Source organism: Pedobacter nyackensis (assembly GCF_032678475.1).
Taxonomy (GTDB): domain Bacteria; phylum Bacteroidota; class Bacteroidia; order Sphingobacteriales; family Sphingobacteriaceae; genus Pedobacter; species Pedobacter nyackensis_A.
In genome coordinates this window covers 13,724-35,768 of the sequence record NZ_JAVTSF010000001.1, presented here as the reverse complement: position 1 = coordinate 35,768, position 22,045 = coordinate 13,724, and the positions used below count along the sequence as shown (strand labels likewise).

Genomic DNA, 22,045 nt, shown 5'->3' with positions numbered 1-22,045 from the left:
GAAAATATTCGCTTATTGTCAAAAATATCTTCATACGGAGTAATTTTTTAAAGGACGTTCTACGCCTTAGTATCAGTTGAAAAGAAATAATAGCTCTTTACTGATATGGCAAAGAAAAATATACAAGATATTTTAGAGAAAGTTGATACGGGGAAATTCGGTCCTAAAGAAGAGCAGGCTGCAAAGCTTTGGCTTTTTCAGCTTAATCAAAACAAGGTGCTTAACCACTCTGACGAGAAATTGCAGGAAGTAAGTGACAAAATGTGGGCGGTGATCGAGCAACAACACGACGCTAAACCTGCAAAACAACGTTTAAATCAATTGTGGTTTCGTGTTGCGGGTATGGCGGCGGCAATTGCCTTTATTGCGCTCGGTGTTTACTTCTTTAACTATAAGAGCAAAACAGGTACAAATGGTACTAACTTAACGGTACAGGATGTTATTCCCGGAAATGTTGGCGCTACGCTAACACTTGCCAATGGTAAAAAGATAAAATTGTCCGACGCAGTAAACGGCGAATTGGCAAAAGAAGCAGGCGTAACTATCAGTAAATCCTCCGACGGAAAATTGGTTTATGAAATTAAGGGCTCAGATGCTCATCCCAATAAAATTAACACTTTATCTACTGCGAAAGGAGAAACCTATCAGGTGCGTTTGCCAGATGGATCGTTGGTTTACTTAAATGCTGCTTCGAGTCTTACCTATAGTACCTCCCTGGTAGAGAATGGTAAAAGAATTGTCCGACTTAGTGGTGAGGGTTATTTTGAAATAGCGAAGGACAAAGCACATCCATTTATTGTTAAAACCGATCATCAACAGGTAGAAGTTTTAGGCACCCATTTTAACATCAATTGCTATGCAGATGAGCCAGATACAAAAACAACTTTAGTGGAAGGAAGTGTAAAAGTGTCTAATAATCAGCATGTAAGTGTGCTTAATCCAAACCAACAATCAAGCTCAACCGATCGTGGCATAAGTATTAAAAATGTAAATGCCGAAGATGAGATATCGTGGAAAGAAGGCATTTTTCTTTTTCAGGACGAAACACTGGCGAGTATAATGAGAAGGATTTCCAGATGGTACGACGTAGATGTAGTATATGCTGATGGAGTAGACAAAGACCAGCTACTTGGTGGAGGGATATCCCGCTACAACAACGTATCTGTTGTTCTTGAGATGCTGGAATCAACAACAAACATTCACTTTAAGATTGAAGGAAGGAGGATATTCGTGATGAAGTAAATAATCAGATCCCGGGTGGAGCCGAGACCTGACTGAATGTTCTGATCCATTATCCTATTTAGGATTTAACTGTTTAATAACGTGTATACCTGAGAATTTTCGACGACCATCAGGCCTACACAAATCAACCAAAACAAACAAATTTATGAAATTTATTCATCTAATAAGGTGCAATTTTCCATATATCCTATATTGTTCAATGTTGCGTATTATGAAGCTAATTATCGTCATTATGACTACTTTTCTGATACAAGTGAGTGCATCCACTTCCGCTCAACTGGTAACACTTAAAGAAAATAACATAAGTTTACGGCAAGCATTTGACCAGATAAGGAAGCAAACAGGATATATTGTACTTTACAAATCGGAGATTGTAACAAAAAAAGCAACTGTAAATGTTAATCTCCATGCAGTACCACTAACAGAAGCCTTGAAAGCTATCCTCAAAGATCAAAATCTGACTTTCGAAATTAAGAAGAAGTCGATCATACTGATCCGTAAGCCTACACTTGTCACTCAGACTTCAATTGAGAAATTTAAGGATATCAATATTAAGGGGCAGGTTACGGATGAAACCGGTAAAGCCGTCCCGAGTGCTTCTGTTAAGGTAAAAGGAACCAATAAAGTTACCACCACTAACGAAAAAGGTGAGTTTTCTATAGAGGGTGTAGCAGAGAACGCTATTATTGAGGTTAGCTATATAGGCTATAAAACATTGCTGGTCGCTGTAAAGAACCAGGATTATTTGAAACTGAAACTGGAACAGGATATTACCGGTCTTAATCAGGTTGTTGTAGTCGGTTACGGTACCCAGCGGAAATCAAACCTTACCGGATCGGTGCAGGTCGTAGATGGTTCAAAACTTCAAAACAGGCCAACCAATAATGTTACGCAGGCTTTGCAGGGCACAGTATCGGGGGTTAACTTCAGTTATGGTAACGGAGGATTTGAGCCCGGCTCAAGTCCGAATATGCAAATACGGGGACAGGGAAAACCATATGTTATCATCGACGGAACGGCCGGCGATATCAATACTGTTGACCCAAATGATATAGACAATATATCCGTGCTGAAAGATGCTGCTGCATCAGCAATTTATGGTGCGCGGGCACCATACGGCGTCCTAATTATAACGACCAAATCCGGAAAACAGAATCAAAAAATTCAGGTGGAAGCTTCAGCTAATTCCAGCATTACATCGATCATCAATAAACCAAAAATGGTTGATTCCTACACCTTTGTAAAAGCGATGAATGAATTTCATGACAACCAGGGGGTGGCGCGGTTGTTTTCGGAAGGAACAATAGACAGGATTATTGCCAGACAAAACGATCCCAGCTTACCAGAAACTGTTCCGGATCCAAGCAACCCTACTAAATGGGCCACTTACCAGCTTTCAAACGGCAATAATGACTGGGTTGATATTCATTTTGGGAACGGGCGCCGGAATCAGGAAAACATTTCTGTAAAAGGTGGTGGAAAGGATGCGGCCTATTTCATCTCGGCAGGACATGCTTATGAAAAAGGTATCTTAAAAATGGCGGAGGATAACTATAACCGCATTAACCTAAACTCCAAAATCGACTTAAATCTGAACAGTTGGTGGAAGTTAACTTCAAATACCCGCATTACAGAAGAAAAAAGGATAAATCCGGTATACAATGGCGAAGGTAATTATGGCATGGTGATCCATCATATATTACGTACCCACCCTAACCAATATTTAAAATCCCCTAATGGGCAATATTCGGCTTTATCACGAGTGCCTTTGATGCGAACAGGTAACGAAAAAACCACGAAGCGGGAGCTTTTACAAAGGCTGGCAACAGAAATCACCCCGGTAAAAGGCTGGTCAATAAATGCAGATTATTCTGTTTCCCTTCCATTCAGACAGTTTGTAGGAGAAAATCTTACAGCTTATGAAGATCAGGTTGATGGAATTCTCACACCAATTGCCTCCACTGTTCCCTCCTACATCACAAAATCTAAATCAAATGCAACCTACAAGTCCCTTAATGTGTTCTCTTCTTACAAATTTGATGTAGCGGAGCAGCACCATTTTGCTTTTTTAGGAGGTTACCAGCAGGAATCCAATCATTATGATTACATGAGGGGACTTAAACGTGAATTGATCACCCCTGGAGTACCGTCTATAACCACGGCTACGGGAGAAATGCAGGTTATTGATACGCTTACCCATTGGGCAACCAAAGGTTATTTCCTAAGGTTTAATTACAATTATCAGGACAAGTATCTGCTTGAAGTAAACACCCGGTATGACGGTACCTCTAAATTTGCAAAACATCATCGCTGGGGTTGGTTCCCTTCTTTTTCTGTTGGATGGAATGTATCGAACGAGAAATTCTGGGCCAGCATTTCAAAACATATAAATACCTTGAAATTAAGAGGCTCATGGGGCAGTTTAGGTAACCAGGATGTTGCTGCGTACCAGGACCTGGCACTGCTTGGCGTGCAAACAAACTTAGCCTGGATTCTCAATTCTAAACGTCCAGCCTATACTACTGCACCTAACCTGATCAACCCGGACCTAACCTGGGAATCTTCAAAAACTGTAGATTTTGGAATTGATATGGCTATTTTCAATAACAAATTACAGCTTACTTTTGATTATTATCAGCGGTTAACATTTGACCGTCTTGGACCAGCGCAGGCCCTACCCGCTGTTCTTGGAGCTACCGTCCCAAGAGAAAACAATTCTGAACTGCGTACCCGGGGCTGGGATGCCTCACTGACCTGGAGGGATAAGATTGGCGATGATTTTAATTACAGTGTAACAGGAATGCTCTTTGACTATACCAGTGTTGTGACCAAATACAATAATCCAACTGGTATATTAACTACAGATTATTCAGGAAAAACTGTAGGTGAAATATGGGGTTATGAAACTGTCGGGCTAATCCAAACGCAGGAACGGGCAGATTTTATCAATTCAAGCAAAATGCAGAGTTTTATCAATGCCCAGGTATGGCGTACGGGTGATGTGGAATATAAAGACCTGAACAATGACGGCTTCATTAATAACGGAAAAAATACTGTTAATGACTTCGGAGATCTTAAAGTAATCGGAAACAATACTCCCCGATATCAGTTCGGATTAAACCTATCTGCAAACTACAAGAACCTGGATATATCCGTTTTCCTTCAGGGTACTGCAAAACGCGACCTATGGTTAAGCGGGAACCTGTTCTGGGGATTCAACAACTGGAATCAAACCTCCTTATTCCCAAATCATCTGGATTATTATCGTGATGCGGAAGAGAGTAAGTATTCAGGTTTAGGACCAAATACTGATGCCTATTTTCCACGCCCCTATAGCACTGCAGCTACATATGTCAAGAACCAACAGTTTCAAACCCGTTATTTACAGAATGGTGCATATATAAGGCTAAAAAACCTTCAGGTTGGATATACTTTGCCTAAAACTGTCATCAACAAGATAGGCCTAAGCAGGGCAAGGTTGTATTTTTCAGGAGAGAATATCTGGACATCGAGCAAGATTCCGGTGGGCTTTGATCCCGAAACCGCAAACGTGGGTGAATTTGGTAATGGGAAGTCCATATTCTCACAAGCCATTTGGGCAATGGGCCTGAATATTTCGTTTTAATTATAAACCAGACAGGAAATGAAAAAAAATATACTCTTGCAAGTTGGATTGCTATGTGTGATCTTGCTTGGTTCATGTAAAAAAGATTATCTGGACAGAGAACCTTTAATCAATGTGTCGAATGATGCCTACTGGAAAACAGCCAGTGACCTGGAGAAATATGTACTTCAGTTTTATGCCCGTTTTCCATCTTTTGGCGTTGTAGGAAGCTATACCGGCCTTATCGGATGGGACGGTACCCGTGGTTCAGACACCCAGATCATCGCTGTACCAAGTACTACCTGGAACGGCTCACGTTCCGTATCAACTTCTGCTTCATCCACAACAACACCGGCTACCTGGTGGTGGTCAGATATTCAAAGTGTAAACGTGTTTTTTGCGAACTACAAAAACTGTAAAGAGCCTTTTAGTACCTATAAACATTATTTAGGCGAAGCCCATTTTTTTAAAGCATGGTTCTATTTTGAAAAAGTTGTTGCGTATGGTGATGTACCCTGGTTCGGCGATCCGTTGAAAACAAACTCCGAGGAATTATACAAAGGGCGCGATTCAAGAACAGTGGTAGTTGACTCTATCTTGTTGAATCTGGATAAGGCCATTGAATATTTAAATCCAATAAAATCAGCAGTTGGAGGCAATAACCGTTTGAGTAAAGAAGCTGCATTATTGTTCAAATCCCGCGTTGCTTTATTTGAAGGTTCATGGCAAAAATACCATATGGGAACAGTTTTCGGAACTACAGGAGCCGATCCAAATAAGTATTTCAGGGCTGCAGTAGATGCTGCAGAAGAATTAATGAAGTCGCAATACAGCACTGGTATCTATTCCAATGGTGCGCCAAATGATGATTATTGCAAGTTGTTTTCTCTGACCGATCAATCTAATAACAAAGAAGTTTTGCTCTGGAAAAAATATGACGTTGGTTTGCAGCTGGGGCATTCTTTTCAAATCTATGTATCTGACCGCACTGCAGGAAATATGCTTACGCTTCAGCAGGTGCAGCATTATCTATCAAAATCAGGTAGCCCCTACGACTTTATAAATATCGGCAAGACAGTGAAGGGCAGTGCATATTTAACTAAAATAGGCCAGGAATGTGATCCACGACTGGCGCAGACCATCTGGACGCCAAATGCTGTGATGTGGGATAACGGATTTGGGAAAGGTGTATTCAGCAAGCCTTTCCTTGATCAATCTGGTGAAACTTTAAACAATACTGGTTTTCAAATCAGAAAAGGCAATGATCCTAAAGATCCACAAGCAGGAAGCGGCGTTTCATGGAACACCAACAGCACAACCGGCGCTATCGTATTTCGTTATTCGGAGGCCTTATTGAATTATGCAGAGGCTAAATATGAATTGGGTGAACCTGTTGACTATGGAAAATCTATAAATCTACTTCGTAACCGTGTTGGCATGCCAGGTTTCGCCGTACAACCCGATCCATCACGTAATACCTACGCCGATTATGGGTACGCTATATCCGACGAGTTACAGGAGATCCGCCGGGAACGGACTGTAGAGTTAGGTGCCGAAGGCTTTCGTTATACAGATTTAATGAGGTGGCGTGCACATAAGCTCTTGTTAAATAAAAGGCCAAAAGGCTATCCTTACGATGCGGCGGAATGGGTAGGAAAAAAAATAAACTATAAAACTGATGCTGATGGTTTTCTTGACCCCTATCAAACCCAATTGCCCAATGGATATGGCTTTAAAACCAACCGTGATTATTTGGAAAGTATCCCAACAAATGAAATTACACTAAATCCAAAACTGGCTCCAAACCCAGGCTGGTAATCCTAATAAATGTGGTTAGGTAAGGCTTACCTAACCACTATTTCACCATCAAAAACTTAACATCATGAATAAAATAGTTTATTTTTTCACAGCATTATTGCTAACCGGAAGCCTTATCGCTCAAGCTCAACAATCAAAGCCTATTCTTCGTGTTGGGCTTATCGCGGATATTCAGTATGCTGATGTCGCATCAAGAGGTACACGTTATTATAGAAACTCATTGAAAAAATTGAGGGACTGCGTGGAAGATCTAAATAAACAAAAAGTGCAATTCTCACTTAACCTGGGCGATATCATTGATAGAAACCCGAAGGATCTGGATTCGGTTCTATCCATTTTAAAAGGACTAAAAAAGCCGATTTATACGACTACAGGAAATCATGATTACCATGGCATAACGGATAATCAGTTTCTATATAAAAAACTCGACATGCCAGCAGAATATTATTCATTTAAACAGAAGGATTGGCTTTTTATCATGTTAAACACCAATGAAGTAGCCTCGTATGCCAATGTTGCAGGAACATGGAAGGAGAAAGAATTAACGACAATGGTAGATAGTATTAAACTGGCTAAAGGTGTGAATGCTGAAGAATACAACGGCGGGATCAGTAGCCGGCAATTAAATTGGCTTGACGGTTTGCTGGCGAAAGCCCAGTCGCAACATCAAAAAGTACTGATATTTTCTCACCACCCACTGGATTTTTCGAGAGGCTTTACAGCCTTAAACAGTCAGGAAATCCTTCATGTAATCGCTAAATACAATTGTATTAAAGCGCTTTTTGCAGGCCACCATCACAGTGGTGATTTTGGGTATCACTCATCCATTCCTTGCATCACCTTAGAAGGAATGGTGGAAACATCAGACCAAAATGCCTATGGTTTCCTGGAGATTTACGCTGATCGTTTTGAAGTTAAAGGTGTTGGGCGTACCAAGTCATACAAATTTCCAATTGAATAGCAATTGATATTAGTAAGCAACTTATTGTAGAAAAACAGATAAAGTGGATAGTTACAACCTCATGTACGATGAATCCAACGTTCGTAACTCAACTCAAATTTAGTCTCACCGTTGGCATAACTACCGACCTGGGTCCAGCCTTGAAACGCATAGAATTTTTCTGCACGTGTATTTGGTCCTGTTCCCAAAACCACTTTATCTTTAGTTTGTTGAAAATACCAATCGATCATGAGTTGGTGTAATTTCTTTCCAATACCTTTTTCTGCAAAATCGGGATCTACAAATAATGCCCAGACACTTCTTTCCTGCAGATCTATGATGGAAAAACCTACTACTTTACCGTTTAGCTCGCAAACCCAGCCCTTCCCTTTCTCGGTGATGTAATATGCTACATCCTCGTCAGGAACAAGATCAGGATTGCTTAAGGTATTTTCTTTCACCAGGTGTCTCACTACCTGCATCTGTTTAATATCTGAAAGTTCAGCGGTTCTAAAGATCATAGCATAATTGAAAATTAAAAATACCTATAAATGGGTATTTTTAATAAGTTAATTACTAACTATTTTTATTTATAAATCTTATCTAACGCTAGAAATTGCTGTAATGCCAGTTATACAACCCTATATTTTACTAAACAAGAAATCATCCTAATCATTTTAAATATGAGAACAACTATACTCTTATCATTCTTACTATTATCTACTGCTTTAAAAGCACAAATTGTCGAAGTGTACAATGGAAGCCCTCGTCTTGGCGCGGCTCAACAGAAAGATGTTGAACTATTTGGAAAGGGGCTCTTAGACTATGGATTTGAGGGGCAATTTCAAGCGACAACACAGGCTGTTAAAATCCACATTGGAGAACCTAACAAATTTTATATCCCTGTTTACCTACTGGTTGGTGCTACAACTGGAGATTTTGGTAAAGATGAGCTCAATAAAAGCGCAATTTTAAGCCTTTTAAATCCTTCAGGTGGATTGTTAAATTTAAATGGCAACGGATACGTCCGACTAACGGGTTCAGAAACAAGTATAACGAGTGTGAAACTAACGAGTACAATCGGGGCAAAATTACTGACCGGCAGAAACAGTGTAGATAATTCGTCATTAATTAAACCTGTTTATTTTGCTGATCCAGGAGTTTATTTTCAAACCGGAGCATGGGATCCCGGGACAGGTTACCAAGATGGAGGAATATTTTGGTTACAAGCAAAATATGCGCTCTTTGGAATGGCAAAAAAGGACTTACAAGAGTTTTTTGGGAGTGCGGTAAATGATATTCCACAAGGAATTAGATTTGAAATGGGCTGTTTCGTAAAGGACAGGGTAAATATAAAACTGTCTTATTTTAAAGCTGTTTCCGGCAAAGATATTCCAACTTTAAACGACGGTCAGTTTCGATTGGCTTTAGATTACAGTGTCTTCAAATGATGTTTTTTAGATTTGCTGTTTATTGTTTACTATTTATATTCGTCATAGTAAATAATGGATGTAATCGGAACTGTTACTCTGGGTCGGTTAGTAAAGCTGCGAAAAAAGGGTTAATAGATAGCAATCTACTTATTATAGAAGTCAATAGTATGGAAGCTATTTGTCCAAAGTTTGCCCAGGGCGATATTAGTGATTGTCTTGACAAGACAATTCAGTCGACTGGCTATGATGCCCCTCTTCCAGATGACATAGTTCTCAGTATGTTCTTTGTTAAGAATCAGTATGAATTTTGTAAGGACATTTACAATGATTCGATATTTAAAGACAATCTAAAAAACATACCTGAGCCAGGCAAAGCCGATTCTGTATGGTATTCTAAAATATCTTCAACTGTTAGCCTTCTAGCTATTGACACGCTTTGTTCATTCAGAGAACTTGACTTTGTACAACGAAAAATGTTGATGGTTTTCAAATCAACTAAGTGGTCTTACTGTCCGGAAAGAATGTCAAGTGGGCAATATATCCTTCATGGAAAATATGATGACAAGCTAAAAAAGATTAGTCTGTATAAAACTGCTTGCAATGCCGAAAAGATATACGGAGCTAGCGTAAAAGAGACAGCATTAATACATAAGTTCTATTTTATTTCGGCCCATGAATTTGGACATTCTATTGACGACCATGCCGGTCGTTTCTTAAATCAGAGTAAGGAAGACCAATCGATAAATGAAGTCCGTGCAAATTACTATGGTTTTGTAATCACTCAAGCATTAAGTCGTCTCGTAAACAAAATGATTCAAAACAATTCAGAAGCCTATTTAAACTCAGTTGAATTAGTAAAAAACTGCGATCGTGCATATATTAATAACACAATAAAAAAATGGGCACATGTGGAAAAACATTTTGTCAAGCTTTTAAATGAAACAAGAGTTAGCTTATTGTCGAGAACAGATAAAATCTCCAACAACAGTCCATGGAAGGTTCTAGGTTGTATAGAGAAAATAAAAGAAAAATAATATGAAATACGTTTTGCTAGGTCTATTAACCTTCTATTCATTTATAGGTAATTCTCAAAATAGAAGCATAAAAGTCAAAATACATAGTATTAAAGGTTATAACCAGTTCGAACCTTTCGCCGCTAAAGCTGCTTCCCTTCTCGATTCTGTTTTAAACTCCGAGGAATTTAAAACAGAAATACTGGACGGAAAATTCACAAAGAAAAATGGTCTTAGTAATGAACAGGTTTATAATTCCATTATTCAATCTCATGAACTACAAGGCGCGGGTGGAGAAGATGGTATAGTTGATCTTCGCTTAAGAACCATAAATAAAGATGAGGATCATGAAGTCTGGTTAAAAAGATGTGAATTAAATAGTTCAGCTGGAACTATTGGTATTGATGGGCTTGGTGATGGTATTTTCGCTATATGTCCGCAAAGACTAGAATTATGGGCTATGAGCGATGATACTGCAGCACTTGCGGCACATTTTGCACACGAATATATGCACTTACTCGGCTATAGTCATAACGGTTTATTTAAAAGTAGAACTCTCGTATATAAAGTTGGAGATATTGTTGAAGCTATTTTAAATTCAAAGGAAAAACCGTTTAAAACTAAATAACGGGTGTTAGACGCCTTATAAACACACGCGCTTTAGGTATAAATTAAGTCGTTTAATAATTATGCGCAAACATCGTAATCATTAAAAATAAAATTACAAACCCTTATTTTATTGAAATCTATTAAAGAAATAATCAACTGGTCTGCCATTAAATCTATTTTCAAAATAAGCACTTCAATTAAACAAAGCCATGTAGTATACGACTGAAACACAGGTCGAGATATAGCTACATATTGTTAATAATTGATAAATGTAAATTGCACTTTACAAATCCTGTACATATTGGACATTTATATTGACAATTAGTTATGTTAATGGATTTATCATTGATGAATGTTCGTTTTTTAATATTAAATTTATTACACCATCTACTATAATTGACTATATAATAAACAGTTAAATAACGCATCATGAAAATATGTATTCTATTGCTTGCAATGTTCATTCACTATGGACAAAGTTGTGCTACTTCATTGAACCTCCCAGTAAACAATTTTGAAATCAAAAGCAAAATAGATTCAACAACTTCTGATACCGTAATACTTTTTTTTGACCCACATAAGATCTCACTAAAAGATAAATCGCAAATATATCTTGCTTTAGGCAAGCTTGCCAATCGAAATAATGCAGTAGTTGATTATAAAATTAAGCCGAATGACAATTTAAATCTCATCATCAAAGCCCGTTTTAACGTCAAAGACAAAGTAAAGCACCATTTAACAGAAGCAATTCTAAATATAATGGCTGACGTGAATAATCTGGGTCTTGACTATATGATTAAGGCCGGGGATAATTTTCTAATACCAAAATTGCCCGTACAAGCAGTTTCAAAAAGTACAGCTGAGTTTACACAGTATTTCGATATTTATTCTAATAAAACATTTTTATCGTCAACAATTTCATTAGCTACTTTTACGCCAACTGATCCAAAAGATAAAAGGAGAATTGATTTCTTTGATCAAGCTAAATTTTTTGCATATAAACTATCGAAGGATGATTTGGAAGAGTTTGTAAAACTAATATCAGATTCCTTATACCATAAACTTAACAATAAAGCCATTGCAACAATCCAACCTTCAGGAATCATCGATATCAATGACATCAATTCAACTACAGATTCAAGCAATTATAATTATAAGCTAGTGCAAATTGACCAATCAATAGTTGATCTTCTAAAATCGGTAAGTGATACTTGTTTTGGTAAGTATTATGTATTTGACTATTTTCCTTCAAAAACAGGACATGGAAAAAAAGTTCTAGATGTTATCAATACACGATTCAGACAATACGGACTGGACACAAATAATCGGGGAATAATTCCAATACCAATTAATTATTTCCAGAATTTTGAGTCAAGTATTAACTTGATAGAACGATATTATAACATCTCAAAATCAACTTATACAAATCCAGCAATAGAGGATCTACCAGGTGTTAGCTTAATTAAGTTTCTAAAACAGTTTAAAAGAGAACAATATAAGGATTGCGAAAAATGTATTCCCGAAGGATATCTTGATGTTTTGTTTAAATATTTCTACAGATTAAGACCTGATATTATTTCATCCTCATTTTACATAACTGCGCAAAGGGACATATCACCTATTTACTCTAGAAAAACAAACACCAGTCTACTCACAGCCGTTCTAAATGAGCCTGGAGAGATCGAAAGTTTATTAGAATTGGAACAAGGTACTAAAGAAAGAATTGCCCCTAAACAACCCTTATATTCTTATATCAATAACTATCCGACTGTTCCTGTAATTACTGTTGGAAATCGGGTCAGCCCAGGTAAATTTAAAGGCTGGCATTCACGTAACGGAAATAGAATAACCGTTTTGGGACAGGGAGTTGGGTGGGGAGATAGTTTAACTACGATAAAACCAGAAGAGATTGGGACGAGTTTTGCTACTCCTGACGTTGCTACCAAACTTTATATAGCTAAAGCTTTCTGGAGGCATTCGGGGATGTCTATGACGGCTTATGAATCAAGAATCAGATTGATTCTTTCCAGCGATCTAGATAGTTTATTTATCGGGAAGTTTGCCTCAGCAGGCATAGTGAACATGAAAAAACTCCTTCAAATAAGCTCGGGGTATTTAGAGGATAAAAATGGTCAAATCATCCCAATAAAATTTGAACCCGGCATTATCGAATTTAACGGGGTTGAAAAGACTGCTTTACGAAGGAATGGAGAAAAGAATGGTAATCCGTATAATGGTATTTGCGGCATAACGGTTATAGGATCAAAGTTTTATGCTTTTTCTGAGGAGACTTTGTGTTGGAGACCGATAGATATTGATTCGATTAAAATTAATCTATGGATCAATGACAAGTTAATTCCTATAGTTGACAAAAATGATTTCAAAAATAATTTCAAACAATTAGTATTACTTAAAAATCCTTAAACCCTAAAAAAAATGCGTCAACTTTTATTATTATTACTAGGCTTTTTTCTTCAAGGAAGAGAAATGGCAAATGCCCAGAATTACAATAAGCTCATGGGGAAAGCTATCAAAAAATCGATTGGGACGGATCTAAAAGGTTATCAGACTTTTAGCTACCCTACAGACAACTATGGTCTGATTACGTCATTCAATAAATCTGCTATGACAGAAAATTTCATTTGCGATATGTGGAATTGCATTGGGGTAGATAATATTAACAGTAAGTCGGAAAATTGGCTTGACATGAACGGATTTGCCGCAGTTGGTGGTGGAGGATCTATAGATTTATCTGAAAAAGATCAGAGGAAGTTTGCATTAAATATATTGCTACCCAAAATATATGATATGATTGGCTTTTCGGGTAAAATCAAGAATGATAAAACAACCCAAGTTACTGTCACTATCGGAAAAGGGTATATTAGGATGCTCAGAAAGAAACCAATATTAGATTATATTAAAAGTAGCTCTGGACCTTTGAAAAATGCATATGATAATAACAATTTAGTAATCATTGTTGCAGATTGCGTAATTGACGGGTTATCAGTAGCTATTCAGGTAGATAAAAAAGATAGTCTTGCATTGGAGAGTAAGCTACAAATACCTGCAAACACTGTAGCTGGCAAAATTTTTAGCGATGCTTCTCTATCATTGGCTATTACTAAAGATGTAAGCGGAAAATATACTTTTAAGGTTTCACATCCTGTTATTTATGCCAGACTAGCAAAAAAACAACCCATTTCAGAAGAGTTAGAAGGTGACACTAGCATAACCTTTGACAAATGGCTCGATGTTAACGAAAACGAATATTTAAATCATACAGTTCAGAAGAAATAAAATAATTAATATAAATATTACCAAGTCAGAGAAATGTTCAGGCTTGGTAATTACCGAATTATACATTTCTTTAATTATCCGTTTCAGTTATTCCTTAATCCATCACCAGATTACCCTGTATTTCCAACTATGTGAGCTAGCTACCCCAAGATAAGAAATTACTTTGCATAATATCAAATAACAACCTGTAACGCGAAAAGAATAAATAGGCGTACTGTTCTGGAGATAAGTGGTATCAAATCCATCGCATAATAGGTCTTCAAAAACAAACTCTGGTAACTTTTTCAAATTACCTACTCAACCAATTGGATATACCTCTGAATACCGGGCTTCTAAAAAAACAATACCCAACCAACAATGCTACCAACATCGCTGCGTAAATCCATGTAGCAACTTGTTCGGTTTTCTTGATTGTACTAGAGTGTTTTGCCTGTTGTTTTTCCTCGACTTTCACCTTACGCAATTTAGTTTGATCAATATGCTCTTTGATATGTTGATACTGGTAAAACCCGCTATCATTCCAATAGGTAAAAACCTGTGTTTCCTTATCAACGTTTTTTAAAACCAGCTGGGCGGATTCCAGCTGGTTAGTTGTTGATTGGGTGGCTATTCTATTTTCTTTACTTGTTTTTCTGAATACTGTACAGCCCATAAGGCCCAGCAGAATAATTAAGAATGTTTTTTTCATAGTTGTATTTTTTAGTAAGAAGAGATCACTCATTTTTCCCACCAATCTGCAAAGCGATATATACTCCTCACATGTCTAATCCTGCGATAAACACCATCTCCTTCCCTGCTTCCGTTAAAATTGGTGTTCCCTTCAATAGAAAATATTAGTTCGCCTTTAACACGCGTTACAATCCCACAATGTGCAATTCGTTTTAATTTCGGGAAATAGATCCCCATTACCATCCCAGCGACCGGATTTTTGGCAATCCGATGAGCGGGAAAAATTGCGGGACTCCAAGCCGATCTCGGTTGCGGATACCCAGCTTGCCCAAAAACCCAGGACACAAAACTTGCACACCAAGCCACTTTCTTGAATCCAACATACGCGTTATACTCATCCACTCGCAGACCAGTATTTTCGCCACTTTCCCGAACACCAACCTCCTTTTCCGCAATATCGATGATCTTTTTTCTTCCCGGCTCGGCCTTGCCGATCCCTCCATAAATCTGGTTCTGATACGCACGACCATCACTTATAGAATTGCGGTCAGCACCCCAACAGCTGCCAGTAACAATGAAACAAAGGAAGCCCAATAAAAACCTAACTGCTGCCATAATGATAAACCTCTAAATTGTAAAACCATATTGCCTAAACCAGGCAAACCAACACTCAACCAAAACCCATGTAAAATCCACCAACACAAACCAATAAGCACTGTAAAAGAAATGAAGCTCAGCAAAATCAACAACCAGATATTCGGATCAATAAACCCTATGGTCGGATCTACATCCATTACAAATCGCTGTGCAACCGGCCAAAGCAACAACAGAATTGCAGTTAACAAATAACCCTTGTAATTTGCCTTTCTTTTTAAAAAAGGCGCCATACCTACAGTATCCTTCCTTAAAGGACCTGCCTTTGAAATTTTTAATGTATTCATGATATCTATTTTAATAATTCAACATTGATCAGTCAGCTATATTTCAGGTGACCGTTTAAAAGGTTGTCCGGAACCTGTGGGTGTAAGCGCGTCACACAGGTGTCCACCTTATTACGGGATACACAAGTCCCGGACAACCGGTTAGGTTAGGCTACAGGCAATAACCCGATGTACACGCTTTTAGAGTTTAGTTTTTTCTTCTTTTTAGAAGTGAAACTGAAGAAGCAGTGTACCGAATCGCCTACAAAGTCCAACGGAAGCATCAAAGAATAATTGAGTGCCGAACGTGGTGCAGCAGCCCTTAAAGCAACAAACTGCTTCTTTGTCGGGTTAAAAGCCAGTACGTTAATCACGTCCGTATCATCTTTGTACCTGGAATTCGGACCATCCAGACTCCAGTTAAAGTCTACCGAGGCCGGAGTAACAGTATCTACAGTAGATATTGAAGGCACACTCAACGAACCTTTACTAAACTGAAGTTTGGTGTAGTCTATCGTAAAATTCGGTGCAATTCCTGTAACCGCATTTTTCAGGTGATAAGCAACCGCTTCGTTCATTGCAGAAGCAGAACCAGAGCCCTTTTTGTAACCTTCCTCAATGAATTCGGTCATTGCTGTTAAGAACTCGGTCACCAGGCCAAACTTAGTGCGTTGTTCAATTTGCAGTTCAGTTGCCGGCTTATTGCTTTTACGCGGTAATCCTCTGATCACATCTAAGTTTCGCCAGGCAGCGCCTACAACGCTACCCGTTTTGTTTCTGAATCCGCCAAGGATTCCCTGTCTGATAATTCCCATAATCTAAATATTTAATAGTTTAAAAAATTGTGTTTTAGTTGCCTGATCCCAGTAGCCCTGCAGTGCTAACGTCACAAACAACAACACAAAGAGAATAAAAAAACAAGGCCTTGTCCAGTTCCCGGGGGTTGGGAACTCCCCCACCTATAAGCCCTCAAAAACAGCGTTTAAACCTATGCCAGTGCCTCCTCATTTTCCTGAAAAAAAATTAAAACCTGGCTGTCAGTACCCGGCTTTCTGCTTCGGAATCCCTGACCTGCGTTATCAATCCGGCCAGGCTCAACAACATCGGATCAGTAATCCCGAGTAGTAAAGCTTTGACCCTGCCGGGACTATAGTTTGTACGATAAGTACGGTCCTCCATCCTGGTTGCTCCCGTTATCATCAGTTTCAGCAATTCATAAATTACCCGCTGGGCACTACGTAAAACCCTTGTGAAATTAACATAGCGGTCGAGTCTGCGATGATGCTGGCGAAAGAACATTAGCCGCCAAAAGAACCTCCAGCCGTGCTCGGTAGCCCATTTATCGTTTTCTACCTCCTCAGCACTTAAAAGATGGACCAAACCATAAGTTTCCACTAACTCAAAGATCGAATCTGCGAGCTTAGATGCTATTTTCAAATGCGGTTCATCAAGGATCCGCAACAGCTCTAAATCCACGTCCACATCTACATGGGTTGGATTAACCAGCATTTTTATGCACTTCAGCTCTTTTACCAGGGCAATCCGTTTTGCAGAAATCACCACTTCCAAAAACGTCCCAGACAGGACAACATATCCCAGTTTCTTAATCCTGGCCTCCGTATATTCTACGTTATCCATATTATCCAAATTCTCCATCTACCTGTTTTAACATGTTTAATAAAATCGACTTCACCGTAATTGCGGTGTTTTTTACCACCTGCCGGCACTTGTTGTTCAGGCTTTTCAGTGAGATATCCTGATCACCGGCCTCCACTGTGCGGAAGCTTTTGGATAGGAAAAGCAGCAACTCATTTTTGGTGGCAGTGGTTACCCCTGCCGTTAACAGTAACCTGAAAAAATAAACCATCGCATCAACCGAAATTGACATTGGTAACTTATACCGTTCTACCGCCACAGGCTGCTCAATGACCTTTTTCACTGCCGCCGGCCTGTTCTTTTTCTCCATCATCGTTAGTTCCGAGTTCACATAAGCTAACAAGACCTCTTTCACTTTTGGTTCCCGGGGCGCAAAGCGCGTGAATTTATGCATGTAAGAAGGACAACTAAACTCACGCTGGTAGACGTACATACAATGAAACTGATCTTTTACTTCATAGTTTTCTGCCAGCTCAGTATCTATACCAGCTTTACAGTAAGCAATGAAACCCGAAGTATTAAAATTTGCCCGCAACAGCAGCTGTCGCAATTTAGAAGTGATGTTGCAATTGCTACCCGTACAAAGCTCCATAATGCACCGGTGCAACTTTTCAAGGTATTCAATTTTGTGCCAGCTGCCACTCCCATCTTTTAATAAACCCGTCATTTTGCATAGTACCACTGCCTGCAAGCGCTTGTCGGCATGGTATCGGGTCATGGCTGTTACCATTAGGGCAGCATTACGCTCTATTTGTCTTGCAGCATCACAAAACAACAGCTTCGGCATTTTCACGTCTGCATCCAGATATTTGCTGTAGCGCAACCATAGCAGTTCAATAATCTCCAGCAAACAATCCCGAACCATTAGCGCCAGCTTTTGCATATTTCCCATATCTTCTCCATAACCATGCAAGGCATCCAGCAACAGCGTACATTCTTTAAGGATCTGGTTTAAGTGACGGTGGGTTAGTTTATTGGGGAAAAGACTAAAAACGGCGCTGCTCATAATTTTAAGCATATCATCGGTAATCTTAGGTATACGCTCCATCCAGTCAGCAATTTCTGCATTGTTCATACCGGGACCGCCGGGCGACATATGCTCCAATACCAATTTTTGAAGCGTAGTTGTGGTATGTGTTTTCATGGTGCTATCCTCCCCAGGTAAATACTGTTCGCAATTCCTTTCCTGTCCAGCGAAGTAACCGAGATGTACACATCCAGCGCTTTGCCGATCATTTGTTCAACAAACTGAAAACTACATTTTCCACTTGCTCTTTTCACGCCTCCGATAAAGCCGTCTGCCAATTCTAAATCCCTGCTGTACAGTACCAGCATTAACTGATCGTCAAAAGCAACTTTCGCATTTGGTGACTGAGCCCAGGTTAACTCCAATGTATCCAGAGTACTAAATACACAAACTGGTTGTGCTAACCCTGGTAAATCTCCTACACTAAGCACCACTTTCGAATAATCGATGTTGAAATCAGGATAAGACCCGATCACTATCTGACGATAATTTAGCGATAAGGCCATACTCACCGGAGGCTTATCTATCGGAAAGTTCCCAAAACCAATCATCATGTAAGGATGAAACGGAATCATCCACCGGTTAACAAATTTAAACCTCGCTTCATTAGCAATTTGCGCTTCAGTTTTAACTGTTCTTTTCTTTTTTTTCTTTTTTGGTTTGGAGCGGATATAAGGTATTCCATTCCACGTAGCACCTACAACAGGTCCTAATTTCCCATAAAGGGGACCAAAAATTCCTTTTGGTAATCTAGCCATAATATGATATAAAAAATTAATTAAACACGTGTTACTATTTAATAATCAGTGAACTACAACACGAAAGAAAAAGACTGATTTAATAATTTAAGGGAGGTGGCGCCAACATCATTCGTAGATCAGCCCTACCTTGTAAAGGGTTACACCTACGAGGTACCTGCAATGTAGGGCTGGTGTACCTGCAACCTACCTGCTTGTACCAGACCGTGCCTGCGCCAATGTAGCGCCCGCCTATGGGCCAGGTGCTGCATGTGCAACACTGTTCTGTTTGTTGTTAAAACTGTTTTACATTTCATAATCATTTGATTTTAAGATGAATTAAATACCTGATGGTATGATCAAATCTAAAATCCGGGATAATGAAATCCTAGTAAACCAGGATGGGTGTCTGGATTTGTCCTGTTAAGTCCGTATTTGTCCGGTGTTTTCGGCTAGTTTAATGAGGTCGGCCTTACGATAATAGTGTTTTTTGCCCACCATAAGCGAAGTGATGAGATTCCTTTTGCGCCAGCGATACAGTGTTTTATCGCAAATTTTGAACATGCGCTTTGCGTCGCTGTTATCCAGCAGTTCCTCTTCAAGGGGAGGCTGTACGGCACATAATCTGGGTAAGTCCGTTCTGATTTGTATCAGTACAGCCAGAATTTCTTTTAATAAAGAGATGATTTGTAACAGCATAGGCAGGTTAAGCTATACCGGTAAAATTGTTTAGTTATTGGAGTAGTCCGTATTTTGAACTCAACTTTTCAAACATTAGTTTCGCAGGTAGCTCAACCTCCATAACATCCCAGGTTCCGAAACCAAAACATACGTATCGTTCTTCAAAGGTGGGCTTGTTCATTCCAGGATGGAAGGGTATTTTTAAATTATTACTTTGCAGATGGAGGATCGCATCACGAAGGTATTTTGCATCCGGGAATTCAAGCCAGTAGCATAGGCCGGCAGAAGGTTTAACCACATTAACAGCCTTTCCGAATGCATTTATCAGTTGCATCCCTGCTTCAAACATGTGTTGCTTTTTTTCCTTTTGCATTTTCTTAATGTCAGTCAGCAATCTATTGTCGTTTAACATCAAAGTAATTGCATGTTTAGTACTTGTACATTCAAAAGGGCTTTGATACATGCGGGTACGATGCATCATGGAAATAAACTCGGCAGGGGCAACAATAATTCGTGTTTGCTGCATATAGATGGTCAGCAAGCTCAATGCCCCGCAATAAATCACATGTCCGGCATGGTTTCTACAAATTAATGGTTTAAAAGGTTTCATTTCATACCAGAGCTCGTGGTAATCGTCTTCTTCAATGATGTAAAACTGGTGCTTTCTGGCCAGTTCCAACAGCTCTATGCAATCATTTTCCGACATAGAGTAACTCTCCAAATGGCTACATTGTGGCTTTATATACAGTGCTTTTATCGTTGTATGTCTCAATAATTTCTTTAGTTCTTTGATGAACCCGGGATTGGAAGAGCTGATATGGTGAGAAACTGCAGCACAATCTTTTAAAAGCTTTCTTAACATTAAATCCCTGGGCGAAGTATTTACCACCTTGTCAAGCGGGTTTAACAATAATTTAAAAATCTGCTGTAAGGACTCTATCCTGCCTAACACAACGCCTAAACAATCCCCTTTCACCATAAAATTTCGGCTTACATTCATATAATTCAATATGGCTGCATTAAATTCTACATTTGTCATTGCATTGATTCTGTCCATCTGTTTAAAATTAACATAAGCCTGGGCGTGCTTAGCAATTTGTGTATGGTGTAACCACTGTGATAAATGATGTGGACTTGGGGTCTCGAATCCTATCATGATAAAATCAGAAGGAGGATGATCGTTGTGCATTTCTGCACCCGATGCATTACCCAGCCTAATTGGAAGTCTTTCTATACTGCGATCCAGTGGATACAGAAAGGCGTAGCCGGGAAAGCTCTGCGATACATAAGTTCCGGAACCTTTAACCGGAACAACCCATCCGTTGTTCTCCAGTCGTTTATAGATCCGGGACATGGTAGTTCTTGAAATGTCGTTTAACTCGGCTACAGACCGATATGGAGGCAATTTGGATCCCGGCAGTATGGTACCGTTTTCAATGTACTTTACGATGATCTGGTATACCTGATCGCTGTTGAGTGGAGCGCCCGGACTTTGAGGGAAAGTCCACGTTTCGGCGTTAAATCTATGCATATGAATAAATTTTATATTTGGTAGATCGTAAATTAGGAGAAAATTTTGCCTAAAAGAAAAAAAAACGAGTCAATTAAACTGACCACAGGGGGTATAGCGCAAATTGACACCACTTTATTTCATCGCTGTAACCGATCTTTACTAATGCATATGGCAAATAAATTAAGCGGTAACCAATCATGCAAAGTCATCAAAAAAGAGCATTAATCATCAAATACGTGATACCAGCTTTGGGTAATGTATTGCATACTAATGAAGGTTTTGTTGAGCAATTGATTGCGAGCAGCTATTTAGTTCATGCGGTTAAATACCAGCAGCTGGAGATGCCGGGCTATTTTGAAGATGGATGTGTATGGTTTTCTATTGATGCTATTGTGCACAGTTATTACTACTGCCCATACAAGCTGGTTAAAAAAGGCACACGGATCTGGTCGAAAAGAGAGTTTATTCTTTTTAGCAGCTGTTTGCTAAAAAGAGAACAGCGTACTGATTACCTGGAGATACTTGAAGCTGGTATTGTTATTTACATCAAATATGCTCAGTTGCTTGCACTTTTAGATCAATACACTGAATTGGAAAATCAGATCAAACTGGTATCTGTTAATAATGAGCGCTATTACCATAACAGAAACCTGATGATGAACAAGCCGCCTGTTGAAAGGGTTAAGCAGCTGCATACGGAAAACAAACTGTTCATCAATAGCAGCAGCCAGGTTGTGCAAGCTATGCATGCCAATCTCAGTTTACGGGGATATCTTAATCAGCTTAGTAAATTGAAATAGTTATAGCGCTATTCTGATAATCTTATGCAGCAATGCATGTTACATCTATGCATCGTTACATATACTTCAATTCTTTTCTGCTATAA

The 22,045-nt window shown here is 39.0% G+C and carries 21 protein-coding genes; 10 read left to right on the top strand and 11 right to left on the bottom strand.

Annotation, left to right across the window (positions count from 1 at the left end):
- The first annotated feature begins 105 nt into the window (after nt 1-105).
- The 4 genes from R2Q84_RS00165 to R2Q84_RS00150 all read left to right on the top strand — a co-directional run bounded on the left by R2Q84_RS00165 (nt 106) and on the right by R2Q84_RS00150 (nt 7,625).
- Nucleotides 106-1,242 carry a FecR family protein gene (locus tag R2Q84_RS00165; protein WP_316814487.1) on the top strand — a complete coding sequence of 379 codons (1,137 nt, stop codon included), beginning with the start codon at nt 106-108 and terminating at the stop codon, nt 1,240-1,242.
- Between the two features lie 211 nt (nt 1,243-1,453).
- The gene (locus R2Q84_RS00160; RefSeq protein WP_316814486.1) at nt 1,454-4,867 is read left to right on the top strand and encodes a TonB-dependent receptor; all 3,414 of its coding nucleotides are present in this window, start codon (nt 1,454-1,456) and stop codon (nt 4,865-4,867) included.
- Nucleotides 4,868-4,885: 18 nt separating this feature from the next.
- The gene (locus tag R2Q84_RS00155) at nt 4,886-6,664 is read left to right on the top strand and encodes a RagB/SusD family nutrient uptake outer membrane protein (RefSeq protein ID WP_316814485.1); all 1,779 of its coding nucleotides are present in this window, start codon (nt 4,886-4,888) and stop codon (nt 6,662-6,664) included.
- Between the two features lie 64 nt (nt 6,665-6,728).
- Nucleotides 6,729-7,625: a metallophosphoesterase gene (locus R2Q84_RS00150; protein WP_316814484.1), complete on the top strand. Its 897-nt coding sequence runs from the start codon at nt 6,729-6,731 to the stop codon at nt 7,623-7,625.
- A 59-nt stretch (nt 7,626-7,684) separates the two neighbouring features.
- Here R2Q84_RS00150 and R2Q84_RS00145 read toward each other — a convergent pair whose 3' ends face one another.
- Nucleotides 7,685-8,125, bottom strand: coding sequence for a GNAT family N-acetyltransferase (locus R2Q84_RS00145; protein WP_316814483.1), 441 nt, complete (start codon nt 8,123-8,125; stop codon nt 7,685-7,687).
- Nucleotides 8,126-8,287: 162 nt separating this feature from the next.
- Here R2Q84_RS00145 and R2Q84_RS00140 point away from each other — a divergent pair, with 162 nt between their 5' ends.
- From R2Q84_RS00140 to R2Q84_RS00120, 5 genes are all read left to right on the top strand, one after another.
- Nucleotides 8,288-9,055, top strand: coding sequence for a hypothetical protein (locus R2Q84_RS00140; RefSeq protein ID WP_316814482.1), 768 nt, complete (start codon nt 8,288-8,290; stop codon nt 9,053-9,055).
- A gap of 149 nt (nt 9,056-9,204) precedes the next feature.
- Nucleotides 9,205-10,071, top strand: a complete 867-nt coding sequence (locus tag R2Q84_RS00135; RefSeq protein ID WP_316814481.1) for a hypothetical protein — start codon at nt 9,205-9,207, stop codon at nt 10,069-10,071.
- 1 nt (nt 10,072) lies between these two features.
- A complete protein-coding gene (locus tag R2Q84_RS00130; RefSeq protein ID WP_316814480.1) occupies nt 10,073-10,678 on the top strand; it encodes a hypothetical protein in 606 nt (201 codons plus the stop codon).
- 410 nt (nt 10,679-11,088) lie between these two features.
- Nucleotides 11,089-13,083, top strand: a complete 1,995-nt coding sequence (locus tag R2Q84_RS00125) for a hypothetical protein (RefSeq protein ID WP_316814479.1) — start codon at nt 11,089-11,091, stop codon at nt 13,081-13,083.
- A 12-nt stretch (nt 13,084-13,095) separates the two neighbouring features.
- The gene (locus R2Q84_RS00120) at nt 13,096-13,956 is read left to right on the top strand and encodes a hypothetical protein (protein WP_316814478.1); all 861 of its coding nucleotides are present in this window, start codon (nt 13,096-13,098) and stop codon (nt 13,954-13,956) included.
- A 289-nt stretch (nt 13,957-14,245) separates the two neighbouring features.
- On the opposite strand, the gene R2Q84_RS00115 is transcribed toward R2Q84_RS00120, so the two are convergent.
- From R2Q84_RS00115 to R2Q84_RS00070, 10 genes are all read right to left on the bottom strand, one after another.
- On the bottom strand, nt 14,246-14,644 hold the full coding sequence (locus tag R2Q84_RS00115; RefSeq protein WP_316814477.1) for a hypothetical protein: 399 nt from the start codon (nt 14,642-14,644) through the stop codon (nt 14,246-14,248).
- Between the two features lie 29 nt (nt 14,645-14,673).
- Nucleotides 14,674-15,240, bottom strand: coding sequence for a peptidoglycan-binding protein (locus R2Q84_RS00110; RefSeq protein ID WP_316814476.1), 567 nt, complete (start codon nt 15,238-15,240; stop codon nt 14,674-14,676).
- Nucleotides 15,159-15,566 carry a hypothetical protein gene (locus R2Q84_RS00105; protein WP_316814475.1) on the bottom strand — a complete coding sequence of 136 codons (408 nt, stop codon included), beginning with the start codon at nt 15,564-15,566 and terminating at the stop codon, nt 15,159-15,161. Before R2Q84_RS00105 ends, R2Q84_RS00110 begins: the two co-directional genes overlap by 82 nt.
- Before the next feature lie 146 nt (nt 15,567-15,712).
- The gene (locus R2Q84_RS00100; protein ID WP_316814474.1) at nt 15,713-16,360 is read right to left on the bottom strand and encodes a DUF6266 family protein; all 648 of its coding nucleotides are present in this window, start codon (nt 16,358-16,360) and stop codon (nt 15,713-15,715) included.
- 208 nt (nt 16,361-16,568) lie between these two features.
- Nucleotides 16,569-17,201 carry a hypothetical protein gene (locus R2Q84_RS00095; RefSeq protein ID WP_316814473.1) on the bottom strand — a complete coding sequence of 211 codons (633 nt, stop codon included), beginning with the start codon at nt 17,199-17,201 and terminating at the stop codon, nt 16,569-16,571.
- On the bottom strand, nt 17,185-18,345 hold the full coding sequence (locus R2Q84_RS00090) for a hypothetical protein (protein WP_316814472.1): 1,161 nt from the start codon (nt 18,343-18,345) through the stop codon (nt 17,185-17,187). The genes R2Q84_RS00095 and R2Q84_RS00090 overlap by 17 nt, the downstream gene beginning before the upstream one ends.
- Complete coding sequence (locus tag R2Q84_RS00085) at nt 18,342-18,986, bottom strand: DUF6266 family protein (protein WP_316814471.1); 645 nt, start codon at nt 18,984-18,986, stop codon at nt 18,342-18,344. Before R2Q84_RS00085 ends, R2Q84_RS00090 begins: the two co-directional genes overlap by 4 nt.
- A 146-nt stretch (nt 18,987-19,132) precedes the next feature.
- Entirely contained in the window at nt 19,133-19,282 is a 150-nt protein-coding gene (locus R2Q84_RS00080; RefSeq protein ID WP_316814470.1) for a hypothetical protein, read from the bottom strand.
- Nucleotides 19,283-19,388: 106 nt separating this feature from the next.
- Nucleotides 19,389-19,664 carry a helix-turn-helix domain-containing protein gene (locus tag R2Q84_RS00075; RefSeq protein WP_316814469.1) on the bottom strand — a complete coding sequence of 92 codons (276 nt, stop codon included), beginning with the start codon at nt 19,662-19,664 and terminating at the stop codon, nt 19,389-19,391.
- 34 nt (nt 19,665-19,698) lie between these two features.
- Nucleotides 19,699-21,177 (bottom strand): GntR family transcriptional regulator, encoded by a 1,479-nt coding sequence (locus tag R2Q84_RS00070; protein WP_316814468.1) that lies wholly within the window; start codon nt 21,175-21,177, stop codon nt 19,699-19,701.
- A 179-nt stretch (nt 21,178-21,356) separates the two neighbouring features.
- On the opposite strand from R2Q84_RS00070, the gene R2Q84_RS00065 reads away from it, so the two are divergent.
- Entirely contained in the window at nt 21,357-21,959 is a 603-nt protein-coding gene (locus R2Q84_RS00065) for a hypothetical protein (protein ID WP_316814467.1), read from the top strand.
- Nucleotides 21,960-22,045: the final 86 nt, after the last annotated feature.